We start from the raw sequence: 15625 nt of genomic DNA, 5'->3' as shown, positions 1-15625 counted from the left end.
CTACAATGAGGTCCCATTCATCAGAACCCTATCATGATCAGCCGCGTCAACCACTGGCCCGAGCGCCCTCACCCCGTTATCGCTGTCATGCTAGCACTGGCGATTTGCGCCGTACCCATCCTGCTGCCACATTTCCGCTTGCAGGATTTGATGGCCAATCTGTTTGCTTATTTCGCTTGCTGCATCGTGGTCTATCCGGTCGCGGCGCTGCTGCGCCGCCGGGTCACCAGCCTGCCGTCGATCTGGGCGATCGCTATGGTGCTGTTGCTGGGCGTTTGCCTGTATCACACCAATATCATCGCGGACACTGCCAACCTCCCTTGGCCGCTGCGCCAAGAGGTCGTCATCGACAAGTTCCTGTTCAATCTGCCGCAGGCGACGCTGGGCGTAATCGCCTGGTGGCTGCTGGTGGTACGGCCTGACCAACGCAGCCTTTCATCCGAAACGGACGAAGACTGAGTAGAGGGCCTCCATCATTTCCGGGGCTGGCCGTTGACCTCGAGCTTGATGACTTCACCCCTGCCCAACCTACGTCCGCCTCGATCTTGCGCACGGCGTCCACCTCCAGCCAGTCCAACCGTTCCGGATGGATGTACTTCGGCGCGGCTTCGTTCAACTCAACTTCAGGTCAACAACATCAGCCTTAGTAACAGATGGTGCCGTACAAACATAAGCTCAGGTCCAAGCCATTGTTACCGAAAATGCAGATGTTTATGTTTTCTCAAAGCGCGCACCCAAGAATTTTATTTACATCCATTTCAAATATTTTATTGAAAAAACACCTTATCCCATGCGTCGGCAAGTATAGATTTCGCCTCAGAAAAAGGCTGTTCTTCCTTCAATTTCCAAGCTGCCACTTCCATCGGGACATTTGACTCAAGCGAAGTCAAAATATCCCGGCAGCGATCAATCAAAAAACTGTTTTCGCCAGAATCATACGCACTAATTGAAAAGTATTTTTTATCAATTGTATCTACTACCAAATTATCCATTATATATCTCGCCACCTTTCCTTTCTCACTAGCGGAGGCCCAGGTTTTTTTTGGCATAACTGAAACAGCGCCATCATGAGCAAGCACTGGAAAGCCAACTTGGCGCGACCTAGAGTATTCCTCAGTCGCATCAGATGAAAATACGGCACGAAACCAGCTCAATGCAGCTTGAGAACCATATCCTTCATTTCCCACACGCATCACAAGAGCCTCATCTGGCTGCAACAAATCAGAAATTAAAATTTTAGATGGTTCGCCATAAACATCAGCAAAAAATATTCTCTTAATGCCCAGTTTTTTTATATTTGAAGCACATAATATTTTAACTTCAGAGGACGTACAAAAAACGGACGAAACCTGACCAGAATAACGGACGTAACCACTTCGCCCAAGCAATTTACATAACTCCATAAAATTATAAAAGTAAAGAAATTTACTGATTTTATTTCGAATATCTTTAAAATACATATCTAGAACTTCAGGAATTATTTTTTCATCGAGATCCATGCGTTCAAAAGCCACTGTACTCCTTTGCAAGTTAATTGGGCATAGTCCAGCGGGATCATATATTGCAATCGATGGCCGCGTAATGGAGTAAATCGGACCAGATGAACTTTCTTCCTGTGGCAAAGTAAGATTGCCGCGCTCCTCGTGGTTTCGAAGTTCCTCAACCCTAATTCCATTTACAGAGACCAGATTAATTGGCAATAGTACATACTCCTTGTCTCCTGAGCCTTGCTTAACCCTATCTGCATATCTCCACCGCACCTCCCTGTACGGATTAGGTTGTGATAAAGAGCGCCAACGCGGATCCTCCGCTCCCAGTTTTGGCGCAAACAATTCTTTATCTGGCGAAAATTCCGCGTTAAATTTAATCGGTCTATTATCGTCGCCATCCCCATAATTACCGATAGGGTAACTAAACCCATTCCAATGGTACGAAACTGCTGGTTCCTCTTGAATAAACCAATCCACTTCATGCCATGATTTTAACTTAAACTTTTCCCTCGACTGTAACAAACTTAGCGGCGCCCGTGGTCGCAGGTGCGAAAACACTTCTTTATTAGTAACACGAACACGAATCGTCGTTCCGGCAGGAGCAGTGCATTTATTCAATTCCAGAAGTGGATTATCAATTCTAGCAACAAATTTTATACCAGAATCGCTGGGCCTATCGATATGGCGAGTAGTTACTTCTATTTCCTCTCCCATCAAAAAGGCAGCAAGTGCTCCGACGCCAAAACGGCCGCCGCGAATAACTCGAACTTCGCCGTTCTCTACTGTATGCTGACTCTTCCACAAATCACTATTTCTAAACGAGGCGCCTGCTATCAAAAAATATCGAGTAACGGTATCCAAGGTCATTCCTACGCCATTATCTGCAATAGTAATCCACCCAGTGCCATCATCTTGCTCCTCGACTTGAACAATCACTTCCGGAGAGTAATTACTCTCAATATTAGCTATTTGCCCGACTAAGTCTTCAGCCTCTCGGCAAGCATCTACAGCATTTTGCACAAGCTCTCGAATCCCAACCGAGTACTCATAATTATATAGTGGACCGACCAATAACTTTAAAAGATCTGGGCCAGAAGAATCAAAACCAGCCTTAATAGGTATGTAATTTACATTTTTTGCAAACTTTTCCCTCATATCCAAGTTTGAACGAATACGCCTAATCGTCAACCCCAACCGATACAAGGTAGCATTCCTGCCATAAACCTCACCCAAAGTAGCCCAACTTTCATCTAACTCTTTTTGAATATCTTTAAAAAGCAATACTAATTTCAGATAAGTTCTTACATCCAACGGGGCGGCATGAACATAAAAAGCCTCGGGGTCGGCATGATGTGTTGAAACATCGCGCACTGCAAAATGCGCAGCCCATTCCTGCCGTGATATTGGACTTCTAAGCTCTTTCACGCGCAAAAGTGTTTGGATTGCGCGTTCACTTTTTACTTGTATATAATCCGCTATGCGCAATACAGCCATTAGGTATGGTGTCTTTATATCACGATACACACCCAAGATATCATATTTATCTTGAAGATAGGAAAAGGTGCCCCTTATACTCATACCGTGGCTACGAGCAATCAAACCGGATAGATCTTTAAGATCGGCATCAAATCCTATTAGTTCCAATGGCAACCCGCCTACCCTTTTAACACCATTAATAGCTATCTCATGAGCCAACCTAGTATGATGTCGTCGGACAAACTCACCAATTAACAGGCAATTATGTTCGTTTAAATTATTTAAATCTATCTCGTCAATTTTTAATGGATCAGAACTGCCAAAAATAGCAATGAGCTTCTCTTGTCCAAATCGTTTAGCTTCACTCAAGAAATCCTTCCATAGCCGTCCCCAAGGAGCATCACCAAAACCATCTATTAACACAGCATCTCTTTCTTGCACTAATTCGCGGAATGTATCTTGAGTCAGATGCATTCCGCAATCATGAAGCAATATAGCCATGCATAAAACTGCAACATCTTGAGCGCTAAGAAGTTCATGACTGGCATCAGAAATTAATGAGGCTGCGGTATTCAAAACGTCTGTTATATGTCTCGGACTATGATCTGTGAAACCAGGAAAAAACGGCATGCCGCTTTGCTCAAGCCATGGCTCAAAAGCGTCAAAGCTTCGCTGCACGTCGGCTTCAAGAACAGGCGAAGTAGATAAAATTTTTGAGAATAGCAGTGGAAGCCGAATCATAAGATATTTTTAGTTAAGTGTTAAACAAACAACAATTTCGCTCTTAGGCATTTCATACAATATCAAACATTCAGGCTTATTAAAATACTTATCTTAAAATCTAAGGGAAGTAGCTTTATGAGTAAGTTACGCACACAAAAAAACGGGCCGAAGCCCGTTTTTTTTTGTGCTGCAAAGACCGGCGATTAACGCTGGTCCAGCGGCTTGACGTCGCGGGTGGTCGAACCGACGAACAGCTGGCGTGGACGGCCGATTTTCTGTTCTGGATCGGCGATCATTTCGTTCCACTGGGCGATCCAGCCGATGGTGCGAGCCATGGCGAAGATACCGGTGAACAGCGACACCGGAATGCCCAGCGCCGATTGCACGATGCCCGAGTAGAAGTCGACGTTCGGGTACAGCTTGCGCGAAACGAAGTATTCGTCGTTCAGTGCAATCTTTTCCAGTTCCATCGCCAGCTTGAACAGTGGGTCGTCTTGCAGGCCCAGCTCTTCCAGCACTTCGTAGCAGGTTTCGCGCATCAGTTTGGCACGCGGGTCGAAGTTCTTGTACACGCGGTGACCGAAGCCCATCAGCTTGACGCCGGAGTTCTTGTCTTTCACCTGAGCGATGAAGGCAGGAATGTTCTCGACGGTGCCGATTTCCTTCAGCATGTTCAGTGCCGCTTCGTTGGCGCCGCCGTGGGCAGGACCCCACAGGCAGGCGATACCGGCAGCGATACAGGCGAACGGATTCGCGCCCGACGAACCGGCCAGACGGACGGTCGAGGTCGATGCGTTTTGCTCGTGGTCCGCGTGCAGGATCAAGATACGGTCCAGGGCGCGCACCAGCACGTCGTTGACTTTGTATTCTTCGCACGGATTGCCGAACATCATGCGCATGAAGTTGGCGCTGTACGACAGGTCATTGCGCGGATACATGAACGGCTGGCCCATCGAGTACTTGTACGCCATCGCGACCAGAGTCGGCATCTTGGCGATCAGGCGGATGGCCGAGATCTCGCGTTGCTTGGCATCGTTGATGTCCAGCGAGTCGTGGTAGAACGACGCCAGCGCGCCGACGGTACCAACCAGCACCGACATCGGGTGCGCGTCGCGGCGGAAACCGCGGAAGAAGAATTGCATCTGCTCGTGGACCATGGTGTGCTTGGTCACGGTTTCAACGAACTTCTCTTTTTCAACCTTGTTCGGCAGTTCGCCGTTCAGCAGCAGGTAGCACGACTCCATGAAGTCGGCGTTCACGGCCAGCTGTTCGATCGGGTAGCCGCGGTACAGCAGCTCGCCCTTGTCGCCGTCGATGTAGGTGATCGACGAGTTGCATGCCGCGGTCGACATGAAGCCTGGATCGTAGGTGAACTTGCCGGTGCCGGCGTACAGTTTGCGGATGTCGATCACGTCAGGACCGACGGTGCCTTTGTAGATCGGGAATTCTACCGATGGGCTGCCATCGGAAAACGATAGGGTGGCTTTGTTATCAGAGGTGTTCATGGACTCTTCCTTCTTGGAGAGATGCGGCAAATAAAAAAAACGAAACTTTTCTGGGTGTGTCTTTACGCGAGACGCAGTCGCTGCAACAGTGCGTGCACATGCGGCAGATCGACCTCGCCTTCCGGCTCCTTGCGGGCCAGTACCAGATCCATCAGGGCATTGTCCGACAAATCGAGGAGCCGCGTGAATGCGTCCACTTCTTCGTCGGTCAATTCGGTTTCATGCGCATCGAGAAAACGGGTCAGGATAATGTCGTTTTCCAGCAGGCCCCGGCGGGAACGCCACCGCAGGCGCGCTCGGTTGGCGGGGTCGGCCTGATGCGCTGAGCTGTTCGGTTCAGTCATATGGATGTGCTACTTTATACGAAAACGGGCGACGAGGCCGCCGCCCGTGTGGTACCGCTTAGATCGCGCGGCGGACCATCAATTCCTTGATCTTGCCGATCGCCTTGTTCGGGTTCAAACCCTTAGGGCAAACGTCGACGCAGTTCATGATCGAGTGGCAGCGGAACAGGCGGTACGGATCTTCCAGGTTGTCCAGGCGCGCGCCGGTGGCTTCGTCGCGCGAGTCGGCGATGAAGCGGTAGGCTTGCAGCAGGCCGGCAGGACCGACGAACTTGTCCGGATTCCACCAGAACGATGGGCACGACGTCGAGCAGCAGGCGCACAGGATGCACTCGTACAGGCCGTCGAGCTCTTCGCGCTCGGTCGGGGATTGCAGGCGTTCTTTTTCAGGACGGATCGAATCGTTGATCAGGTAAGGCTTGATCGAATCGTACTGCTTGAAGAACTGGGTCATGTCGACGATCAGGTCGCGGATCACCGGCAAGCCTGGCAGCGGACGCAGCACGATAGGCTCGGTCAGCTCGTTCAGGTTGGTGGTGCAGGCCAGGCCGTTTTTACCGTTGATGTTCATCGCGTCCGAACCGCACACGCCTTCGCGGCACGAGCGGCGCAGGGCCAGCGAGTCGTCGACGTCGGACTTGATGCGCTGCAGTGCGTCCAGCAGCATCTTGTCGGTGTCTTTCAGTTCCACCGTCACGTCCTGCATGTACGGCTTGGCGTCCTGGTCCGGATCGTAACGATAAATTTTCAGTTTGAGAGTGCGTGCCATGTTCTAGCCCTTAGAAAGTACGTGGTTTCGGTTTGAAGGTATCAACCGTCAATGGCTTGGTAACGACCGCTTTGTATTCCAGTCGGTTGCCTTCCGAATACCACAGGGTGTGCTTCATCCAGTTGTCGTCGTCGCGGTTCGGGAAATCGTTGTGGGCGTGGGCGCCACGGGATTCCTTGCGTGCCACGGCCGACGTGATCGTCGCTTTCGCGGTTTCGATCAGGTTGTCCAGTTCCAGCGCTTCGACGCGCGCGGTGTTGAACACCATGGATTTGTCCTTGAACGACACATGCTTGCGACGCTCGTCCAGCACCATGATTTCCTTGGCGCCCTGGGTCAGCATTTCGTCGGTACGGAACACGCCGCAGTACTTCTGCATCGTGGCGCGGATGTCGTTGGCGACGCCCTGCACTTTTTCCGAGCCGGTCGAGGTTTCCAGCTTGTTCAGGCGGCTCAACGCGAAGTCGGCGGCGTCCTTCGGCAGAGGCTTGTTCTCTTTCTGCTTCAGGTTCGAGGCGACCACGTGGTTGCCGGCTGCGCGGCCGAAGACCAGCAAGTCCAGCAGCGAGTTGGTGCCCAGGCGGTTGGCGCCGTGTACCGAAACGCAGGCGCATTCGCCGATCGCGTACAGGCCGTTGACGACCTTCTGCGAACCGTCGGCGCTAGGCGTGACGACCTGGCCGTGGATGTTGGTTGGAATACCGCCCATCTGGTAGTGGATGGTTGGTACGACCGGGATCGGTTCCTTGGTGGCATCGACGTTGGCGAACTTGTGGCCGATTTCCAGAATCGACGGCAGGCGCTTGGCGATGGTGTCGGCGCCGATGTGGCGCAGGTCCAGCATGACGTGATCCTTGTTCGGACCGCAGCCGCGGCCTTCCTTGATCTCCTGGTCCATCGAGCGCGACACGAAGTCGCGCGGCGCCAGATCCTTCAGCGTCGGAGCGTAACGCTCCATGAAGCGCTCGCCTTCGGAGTTGATCAGGATACCGCCCTCGCCGCGCACACCCTCGGTGATGAGGACGCCGGCGCCGGCCACGCCGGTCGGGTGGAACTGCCAGAACTCCATGTCCTGCAGCGGCAGGCCGGCGCGTGCCGCCATGCCCATGCCGTCGCCGGTGTTGATGAAGGCGTTGGTCGATGCGGCGAAGATGCGGCCTGCGCCGCCGGTGGCGAAGATGGTGGTCTTCGCTTCCAGGATCATCGTTTCGCCGGTTTCCATTTCCAGTGCCACCACGCCAACCACGTCGCCTTCGGCGTCGCGGATGATGTCGATCGCCATCCACTCAACGAAGAAGTGGGTGCGGGCGCGGACGTTGCGCTGGTACAGCGTGTGCAGCAGCGCGTGGCCGGTACGGTCGGCCGCGGCGCAGGCGCGCTGCACGGCTTTCTCGCCGAAGTTGGCGGTGTGGCCGCCGAACGGACGCTGGTAGATGGTGCCGTCCGGATTGCGGTCGAACGGCATGCCGAAGTGTTCCAGCTCGTAGACGACCTTCGGTGCTTCGCGGCACATGAATTCGATCGCATCCTGGTCGCCCAGGTAGTCGCCACCCTTGACGGTGTCGAACATATGCCAGAACCAGTTGTCTTCAGCCATATTGCCCAGCGATGCGCCGATGCCGCCCTGCGCCGCCACGGTGTGCGAGCGGGTTGGGAAGACTTTCGACAGCACCGCCACGTTCAGACCGGCCTCAGCCAGTTGCAGGGATGCGCGCATGCCGGAGCCGCCGGCGCCGACGATTACCGCGTCAAAGCGGCGGGTAGGGATTGCAGATTTAATAGCTGCCACGATTACACACTCCAGAGTATCTGTACCGACCAAACGGCACAAGCGACCAACCACAGGATGGTGGCGATTTGCAGGGTCAGGCGAAGGCCGACGGCTTTGACGTAGTCCATCCAGATGTCGCGCACGCCGATCCAGGCGTGGAAGAACAGGCCGAACAGGGTCACTGCGCTGATCAGCTTGAACCACTGCTGGGCGAACAGGCCAGCCCAGCCTTCATAGGTGAAGTTCTGGCCGGTCAGGAAGGAAATCAGCAGGATGGCGGTGTACAGCACCATCATGATGGCGGTCACGCGTTGTGCCAGCCAGTCGCGCATGCCGTAGCCGGCGCCGACTACCAGGCGTTTAGGTCCAACATTGTTATTTGCCATCTCAGAAAACTCCAAACAGTTTGAGGGCGACGACTACGGTCAGCGTCACGCTGACGACCAGCACGCCGACGGACGATTTGCGGGCGGAATCCTTGTCCAGGCCGATGTGGGCATCCATCACCAGGTGGCGTACGCCAGCGCAGAAGTGATGCATATACGCCCAGACCAAGGCGAGGATGATCAGTTTGACCAGCGGGTAGGAAACAATCCCCTGGTAGTAGGCGAAGGAGATCTCGGAGCGCAAGCTCTGCTCCAGCAGATAAAGCACGAAAGGCAGCAAGCCAAACATCATGAAGCCGCTGATGCGGTGCAGGATGGAGACAATACTCGCCAAAGGCATGCGGTAGTTGGACAATTCGGTAACATGAATGTTACGGAACTCCGGCCGTTCTTTTTTTGGGGTTTCCCTTACGGCTTCTGACATAACAAGACCTCCTAAGCTTAAACAAAAATATCGAGACTGCGATTTTCGCCGATTTTCGCACTCATAACCAATATCTATTGTTACATATAACTAAAATAGTGTTTGGCAACACTATGCGGCGGCTACTTTCCGTAGCTCAACGTATTATCAGCGCAACAATGCTACCGGGGTGTGACGGCGCCCTGTTTTCGCTGCCTGAAGCGGCTTTTCCGGTGCTTCAGGGTCTCCTTAATTCAATTCATTGTGATAGTGATGGCGCTCCGTGGAGTACAAGCCACGGCGCAATTCCACCGCCTTGTCGCCATATGTGAACGACACACGCTCGGACGCCAGCAAGGGCGTATTGACGGGAATATGCAGCAATTGGGCATCTTCGGCGCCGGCGCAGACGGCGCGGATCTTTTCCGTCGCGCGTATCATGCGGGTGCCGAATTCGGACTCGAACAGGCCGTACATCGGCCCCTTGTATTCAACCAGGCGCTCGGCGGTCAGTCCCTTGAAGGTCATGCCCGGCAACCACAGCTCCTCGACGATGGTCGGCAGGCTGTCAAAGGATTGCACGCGCTTGATGAAGATGACGGCATCGCCGGACTTCAGGTCCAGCAGGCGCGCCACGTCGGCGGGCGCGCGCATGCGCTTGACTTCGATGAATTTGCTTTCCGGGTAGTGCGGCACGCCCTCGTCGGGCATCAGGCGCAGGAAGCGGAAATGGGCGCGCGCCTCATGGTGGGTGGACACGAAGGTGCCCTTGCCCTGCTTGCGCATCACCAGGTTTTCCGCCGCCAGTTCGTCGATCGCCTTGCGCACCGTGCCCTGGCTGACTTTGAAGCGGTTGGCCAGCTCCACTTCGCTGGGGATCAACTCACCCGGCTTCCACTCGCCCGATTGCAGGCTTTGCGTGATCAGCGCCTTGATTTGCTGGTACAGTGGGGAGAAAGTCGGCGACGGCGCGGCCGCGGAGCCCGCAGACGGTCCGGCAGCCCCGCCGGTGCTGACGGCAGTGGAATTGCTGTTCGGATTGGGCGGGACTGAATTCATAGACCAAGATTTCACCACAAATGCCCGGTGCCGTCCAGCAAAAACAAGCAATAACTTATCTGTCTTATATAAGACATAAGATAGGATTGACAGATGCCATCCACAGGCCTACACTCCCCGGCGAGACGCTTTAGCTAACGCTTCGGCAACCATTCTAAGCGCTCAATTTGCAGTATGATTACGATTTCCCGGACCGGCACCGGTCCTGCTTCGAGAACGTTTTAATTCCCACTTTGGAGATTCATCATGGCTAAAACCCCAATGCGTGTTGCTGTCACCGGCGCCGCCGGTCAAATCGGTTACGCTCTGCTGTTCCGCATCGCCAACGGCGACATGCTGGGCAAGGACCAACCAGTCATTCTGCAATTGCTGGAAATCGCCGACGAGAAAGCCCAGAAAGCGCTCAAAGGCGTCATGATGGAAATCGACGACTGCGCCTTCCCGCTGCTGGCCGGGATGACCGCCCACTCCGACCCGATGACCGCCTTCAAGGATGTCGACCACGCCGTGCTGGTTGGCGCCCGTCCACGCGGCCCAGGCATGGAACGCAAAGACCTGCTGGAAGCGAATGCCCAGATCTTCACCGTACAAGGCAAGGCGCTGGATGCCGTCGCATCGCGCAACGTTAAAGTACTGGTGGTCGGCAACCCAGCCAACACCAACGCCTACATCGCCATGAAATCGGCGCCTTCGCTGCCGGCCAAGAACTTCACCGCCATGCTGCGCCTGGACCACAACCGCGCGCTGTCGCAAGTGGCTGCCAAGACCGGCACCGCCGTCAAGGACATCGAACAGCTGTGCGTATGGGGCAACCACTCGCCGACCATGTACGCCGACTACCGTTTCGCTACCGTGAACGGCAAGAACGTCAAGGACCTGATCAACGACCAGGAATGGAACGCCAACACCTTCCTGCCGACCGTCGGCAAGCGCGGCGCCGCCATCATCGAAGCACGCGGCCTGTCGTCGGCAGCATCGGCAGCCAACGCAGCGATCGACCACATGCACGACTGGCACGTTGGCACCGGCGGCAAGTGGACCACCATGGGCGTTCCTTCGGATGGTTCGTACGGCATCCCTGAAGGCACCATGTTCGGCTTCCCAGTGACCACCGAAAACGGCGAATACAAAATCGTCCAGGGCCTGGAAATCGACGCGTTCTCGCAAGAGCGCATCAACCTGACGCTGAAAGAACTGACCGAAGAGCGCGAAGGCGTCAAGCACCTGCTGCCAGCCTAAGTTCTGACATCACCGCAAGTGGAACCGGTTAAACCACCGATCCGCCGCACCCGCCGCGCTGCCGAGAGCAGCGCGGTGTCTGTATCCACTCAAGATTCCCGCATGCACCCATCCGAGGTTTTATTCCAGGGCAATCGCCAGCCGCTGCTGCTGCCGGCCTGCGACCACTACGCCGGCTCCGAAAAGCTGATGCGTAAATCGATCGCCCTGCAACAAGAGCTTGGCCCCCTGTTCGACATCACCCTCGATTGCGAAGACGGCGCCAGCGCCGGCAACGAGGAAGCCCACGCCCGCCTGGTGGCGGAGCTGCTGCTGTCGGACGAGAACAAATTCAACCGCATCGGCGCCCGCGTGCACGATGTCGCCAGCCCGTTCTTCGCCCAGGACGTCGAGATCATCTGCGCCGCCGCCCAGCGCCTGGCCTACGTGGTGCTGCCCAAGGTGCACGGCGCCAAGGAAGTCGCCGCCGCCATCAAGCTGATCAACACCCACGCCGCCAAGGCCGGCCGCAAGGACCTGCCGGTGCACGTGCTGATCGAAACCCACGGCGCGCTGCGCGAAGCCTACGACATCGCCGCCCTGCCCCAGGTGCAGTGCCTGTCGTTCGGCATCATGGATTTCGTCTCCTCGCACTACGGCGCGATCCCCGCCAACGCGATGCGCACGCCGGGCCAGTTCACGCACCCGCTGGTGGTGCGCGCCAAGCTGGAGATCGCCGCCGCCTGCCACGCGCACGGCAAGGTGCCGTCGCATAACGTGACCACCGAGATCAAGGACACGGCGGTCGCCGCCAACGATGCCCAGCGCGCCGCCGCCGAATTCGGCTACACGCGCATGTGGAGCATCCACCCGAACCAGATCAAACCTATTATCAAGACCTTCACGCCGCGCCTGTCCGAGGTCAGCGAGGCGGCCGCCATCCTGCTTGAAGCAGAGGCGAAGCAATGGGGGCCAATTTCCCAAAACGGGCGCTTGCATGACCGTGCAAGCTACAGATACTATTGGACCGTTTTACAGCGCGCCAAGCTGGCCGGGCTGAGCTTGCCCGAGTCCGCCGCCACGCTGATCAACGGCAGCCCCACCGACCCCACACTGGAAACACCATGATGTCCCTCTCCAAACTACTCATCGCTTGCAGCTTCGCGCTGGCCTCCATAACCCTGGCCGCCGGCGCGCAAGCGCAGACCACCGCGCCAGCCAAGAAAGCCGTCAAGAAGGCTGGCAAAAGCAAAGCCGCCGCCACGCCGGCCGACACCAAGACGCCGGACGAGGATGCCGACGAACCGGCCGTCACCGATTCGGCAGTGACCGACTTCGACTGCGAACTGGGCAACAAGATCACCATCTACGCCAACACCAACGACGAAGCGCACATCGCGCTGCGCTGGAAGAAGCGCCTGCACCGCCTGACGCGCGTGGGCACCACCACCGGCGCACAGCGCTTTGAAAACAAATTGTACGGCCTGATCTGGATCGGCATTCCGGCCAAGGGCATGCTGCTGGACTCCAAGCAGAACCGCCAGCTGGCCAATGAGTGCCGCAACGCCGAGCAACTGAAGCCGGTAGCGCCGACCGCGGCGGAGCCGAGCAGCACCAAGATCACGATTCAGTAATCGAGTTTCAAACACAGTTTCAAGTTCCAAAGGGGCGCGCCGGCACGGGCGCCAGCACCACGGTTTTAACTTCAATAATAGACGATACCCACGAAGGAGAGGTCATGTCCCGCAACACTCTGAACACGCTTAAGGATTTCAACATTTCCGGCAAAAAGGGCAAGTTCTACTCCCTGCCAGCCCTGGAAAAGAGCCTGGGCGCCAAAATCTCCCGCCTGCCGGTATCGATCCGTGTTGTGCTGGAATCCGTGCTGCGTAACTGCGACGGCAAAAAAGTCACCGAAGAACACGTCAAGCAGCTGGCCAACTGGGGCGCGACCGCCGACCGTACCGACGAGATTCCATTCGTCGTCGCCCGCGTGGTGCTGCAGGACTTCACCGGCGTGCCACTGCTGGCCGACCTGGCCGCGATGCGCAACGTCGCCTACAAGATGGGCATCAACGCCAAGAAAATCGAACCACTGGTCCCGGTCGACCTGGTGGTCGACCACTCGGTCACCATCGATCACTTCCGCGAAAAGGGCGCGCTGGACCTGAACATGAAGCTGGAATTCTCGCGCAACAACGAGCGCTACCAGTTCATGAAATGGGGCATGCAAGCCTTCGACACCTTCGGCGTCGTGCCTCCCGGCTTCGGCATCGTCCACCAGGTCAACCTGGAATACCTGGCGCGCGGCGTGCACAAGACCACTGACGGCGTGTACTACCCGGACACCCTGGTCGGCACCGACTCGCACACCACCATGATCAACGGCATCGGCGTGGTCGGCTGGGGCGTGGGCGGCATCGAGGCGGAAGCCGGCATGCTGGGCCAGCCAGTCTACTTCCTGACCCCGGACGTGATCGGCGTGAACCTGACCGGCATCCTGCGCGAAGGCTGCACCGCAACCGATCTGGTACTGACCATCACCGAACTGCTGCGCAAGGAAAAAGTCGTCGGCAAGTTCGTCGAGTTCTTCGGCGAAGGCACCGAGACGCTGTCGCTGACCGACCGCGCCACCATCGCCAACATGGCGCCTGAATACGGCGCGACCATGGGCTTCTTCCCGGTTGACGACGCCACCATCGAATACTTCGAAGGCACCGGCCGCACCAAGGACGAAATCGCTGCATTCGCCGCCTACTTCAAGGCCCAGGGCCTGTACGGCGTACCGAAAGCCGGCGACATCGACTACACCCGCGTGGTGGAACTGAACCTGACCAGCGTTACTCCTTCGCTGGCCGGTCCTAAGCGTCCACAGGATCGTATCGAAATCGGCAACGTGAAGAACAACTTCACCGAACTGTTCTCGAAACCGACCACCGACAACGGCTTCAACAAAAAAGCCGACGACCTGAACAAGACCTACACCACCACCAACGGCGTGAACGTGAAAAACGGCGACGTGCTGATCGCTGCGATCACCTCGTGCACCAACACCTCGAACCCGAGCGTGCTGCTGGCCGCCGGCCTGCTGGCGAAGAAAGCCGTCGAAGCCGGCCTGACCGTCGCTCCGCACATCAAGACCTCGCTGGCTCCCGGCTCGCGCGTCGTCACCGAGTACCTGACCGCCGCCGGCCTGCTGCCATACCTGGAGCAACTGGGCTTCGGCGTGACCGCCTACGGTTGCACCACCTGCATCGGCAACGCCGGCGACCTGACCCCGGAACTGAACGCCGCCATCAGCAGCAACGACATCGTCGCTTCGGCCGTGCTGTCCGGTAACCGCAACTTCGAAGCGCGGATCCACCCGAACATCCGTTCGAACTTCCTGGCATCGCCACCGCTGGTCGTGGCCTACGCCATCGCCGGCAACATGACCGTCGACCTGATGACCCAGCCAGTTGGCAAGGGCAAGGACGGCAAGGACGTGTACCTGGGCGACATCTGGCCGACCTCGAAAGAGATCGCCAAGCTGATGAAGTTCGCGATGAACTCGAAAGTGTTCAAGTCGAACTACGCCGACGTCAAGGGCAACCCAGGCAAGCTGTGGGAACACGTGTCGTCGACCGAAGGCAATGTCTACAACTGGCCGGCATCGACCTACATCGCCGAGCCACCGTTCTTCGACGGCTTCGAGATGACCCCGAAAGCGGCCGCCACCGGCATCACCGGCGCGCGCGCACTGGGCGTGTTCGGCGATTCGATCACCACCGACCACATCTCCCCTGCCGGCTCCATCAAGGAAGACGGCCCAGCGGGCAAATGGCTGCTGGCCAACGGCGTGATGAAGGCCGACTTCAACTCCTACGGCTCGCGTCGCGGCAACCACGAGATCATGATGCGCGGCACCTTCGCCAACGTGCGTATCAAGAACCGCATGATTCCTGCCAAGGCGGACGGTTCGGCGGTTGAAGGCGGCATCACCATTCACCAGCCTACCGGCGAACAGCTGTCGATCTACGACGCAGCGATGAAGTATGTTGCCGAAGGCACGCCAACCATGGTGTTCGGCGGCGAAGAGTACGGCACCGGCTCGTCGCGCGACTGGGCAGCCAAGGGCACCCAGCTGCTGGGCGTGAAGGCTGTGATCGTGCGTTCGTTCGAACGTATCCACCGCTCGAACCTGGTCGGCATGGGCGTGTTGCCGCTGCAATTCATCGGCAACGACAGCGTTGAGTCGCTGGGCATCACCGGCAAGGAAGTCTACGACCTGAAGGGCCTGGAAGGCGAGATCAAGCCACAACAACTGGCTACCCTGGTCATCCATCGCGAAGGCAAGCCGGCACAGGAAGTGAAAGTGCTGCTGCGCATCGACACCCCGATCGAAGTCGACTACTACAAGCATGGCGGCATCCTGCCGTTCGTGCTGCGCCAGCTGCTGGCCGCGTAAAAAGTTAGTTGTTTCACAGAAGAACGCCCTGTGT

The 15625-nt window shown here is 56.6% G+C and carries 13 protein-coding genes; 5 read left to right on the top strand and 8 right to left on the bottom strand.

The genetic code is table 11. The annotated features are described in order from the left end of the window. The first annotated feature begins 33 nt into the window (after positions 1–33). Positions 34–459: a hypothetical protein gene (locus V6M89_RS06425; protein WP_332852424.1), complete on the top strand. Its 426-nt coding sequence runs from the start codon at positions 34–36 to the stop codon at positions 457–459. 308 nt (positions 460–767) lie between these two features. Here V6M89_RS06425 and V6M89_RS06420 read toward each other — a convergent pair whose 3' ends face one another. From V6M89_RS06420 to V6M89_RS06385, 8 genes are all read right to left on the bottom strand, one after another. Beyond that, the gene (locus V6M89_RS06420) at positions 768–3707 is read right to left on the bottom strand and encodes an HD domain-containing protein (RefSeq protein WP_332852423.1); all 2940 of its coding nucleotides are present in this window, start codon (positions 3705–3707) and stop codon (positions 768–770) included. 185 nt (positions 3708–3892) lie between these two features. Next, positions 3893–5194 carry a citrate synthase gene (gltA, locus tag V6M89_RS06415; protein ID WP_332852422.1) on the bottom strand — a complete coding sequence of 434 codons (1302 nt, stop codon included), beginning with the start codon at positions 5192–5194 and terminating at the stop codon, positions 3893–3895. A gap of 62 nt (positions 5195–5256) precedes the next feature. After that, on the bottom strand, positions 5257–5538 hold the full coding sequence (locus V6M89_RS06410; RefSeq protein WP_070268579.1) for an FAD assembly factor SdhE: 282 nt from the start codon (positions 5536–5538) through the stop codon (positions 5257–5259). A 58-nt stretch (positions 5539–5596) separates the two neighbouring features. Further along, positions 5597–6307: a succinate dehydrogenase iron-sulfur subunit gene (locus tag V6M89_RS06405; protein ID WP_090314620.1), complete on the bottom strand. Its 711-nt coding sequence runs from the start codon at positions 6305–6307 to the stop codon at positions 5597–5599. Positions 6308–6317: 10 nt separating this feature from the next. Continuing rightward, a complete protein-coding gene (gene sdhA, locus V6M89_RS06400; RefSeq protein WP_332852421.1) occupies positions 6318–8096 on the bottom strand; it encodes a succinate dehydrogenase flavoprotein subunit in 1779 nt (592 codons plus the stop codon). Between the two features lie 2 nt (positions 8097–8098). Continuing rightward, positions 8099–8464 (bottom strand): succinate dehydrogenase, hydrophobic membrane anchor protein, encoded by a 366-nt coding sequence (gene sdhD, locus V6M89_RS06395; protein WP_332852420.1) that lies wholly within the window; start codon positions 8462–8464, stop codon positions 8099–8101. A 1-nt stretch (position 8465) separates the two neighbouring features. Further along, positions 8466–8888: a succinate dehydrogenase, cytochrome b556 subunit gene (sdhC, locus tag V6M89_RS06390; protein ID WP_332852419.1), complete on the bottom strand. Its 423-nt coding sequence runs from the start codon at positions 8886–8888 to the stop codon at positions 8466–8468. Positions 8889–9116: 228 nt separating this feature from the next. Next, positions 9117–9926, bottom strand: coding sequence for a GntR family transcriptional regulator (locus tag V6M89_RS06385; protein ID WP_116987883.1), 810 nt, complete (start codon positions 9924–9926; stop codon positions 9117–9119). Positions 9927–10172: 246 nt separating this feature from the next. Between V6M89_RS06385 and V6M89_RS06380 the strand changes: the two genes are divergently transcribed. The 4 genes from V6M89_RS06380 (at position 10173) to acnA (ending at position 15591) form a co-directional block, all read left to right on the top strand. Further along, positions 10173–11165 (top strand): malate dehydrogenase, encoded by a 993-nt coding sequence (locus V6M89_RS06380; protein WP_116987882.1) that lies wholly within the window; start codon positions 10173–10175, stop codon positions 11163–11165. Positions 11166–11267: 102 nt separating this feature from the next. After that, positions 11268–12272 (top strand): HpcH/HpaI aldolase/citrate lyase family protein, encoded by a 1005-nt coding sequence (locus V6M89_RS06375; RefSeq protein ID WP_332852418.1) that lies wholly within the window; start codon positions 11268–11270, stop codon positions 12270–12272. Further along, entirely contained in the window at positions 12272–12778 is a 507-nt protein-coding gene (locus V6M89_RS06370) for a hypothetical protein (protein ID WP_332852613.1), read from the top strand. Before V6M89_RS06375 ends, V6M89_RS06370 begins: the two co-directional genes overlap by 1 nt. 104 nt (positions 12779–12882) lie before the next feature. Further along, positions 12883–15591, top strand: a complete 2709-nt coding sequence (gene acnA, locus V6M89_RS06365) for an aconitate hydratase AcnA (RefSeq protein ID WP_116987880.1) — start codon at positions 12883–12885, stop codon at positions 15589–15591. The last annotated feature ends 34 nt before the right edge of the window (positions 15592–15625 follow it).

The organism is Duganella sp. S19_KUP01_CR8, from assembly GCF_036688705.1.
GTDB lineage: Bacteria > Pseudomonadota > Gammaproteobacteria > Burkholderiales > Burkholderiaceae_D > Rugamonas.
The sequence above is the reverse complement of the archived record's forward strand: the minus strand, read 5'-3'. Positions and strand labels throughout refer to the sequence as shown.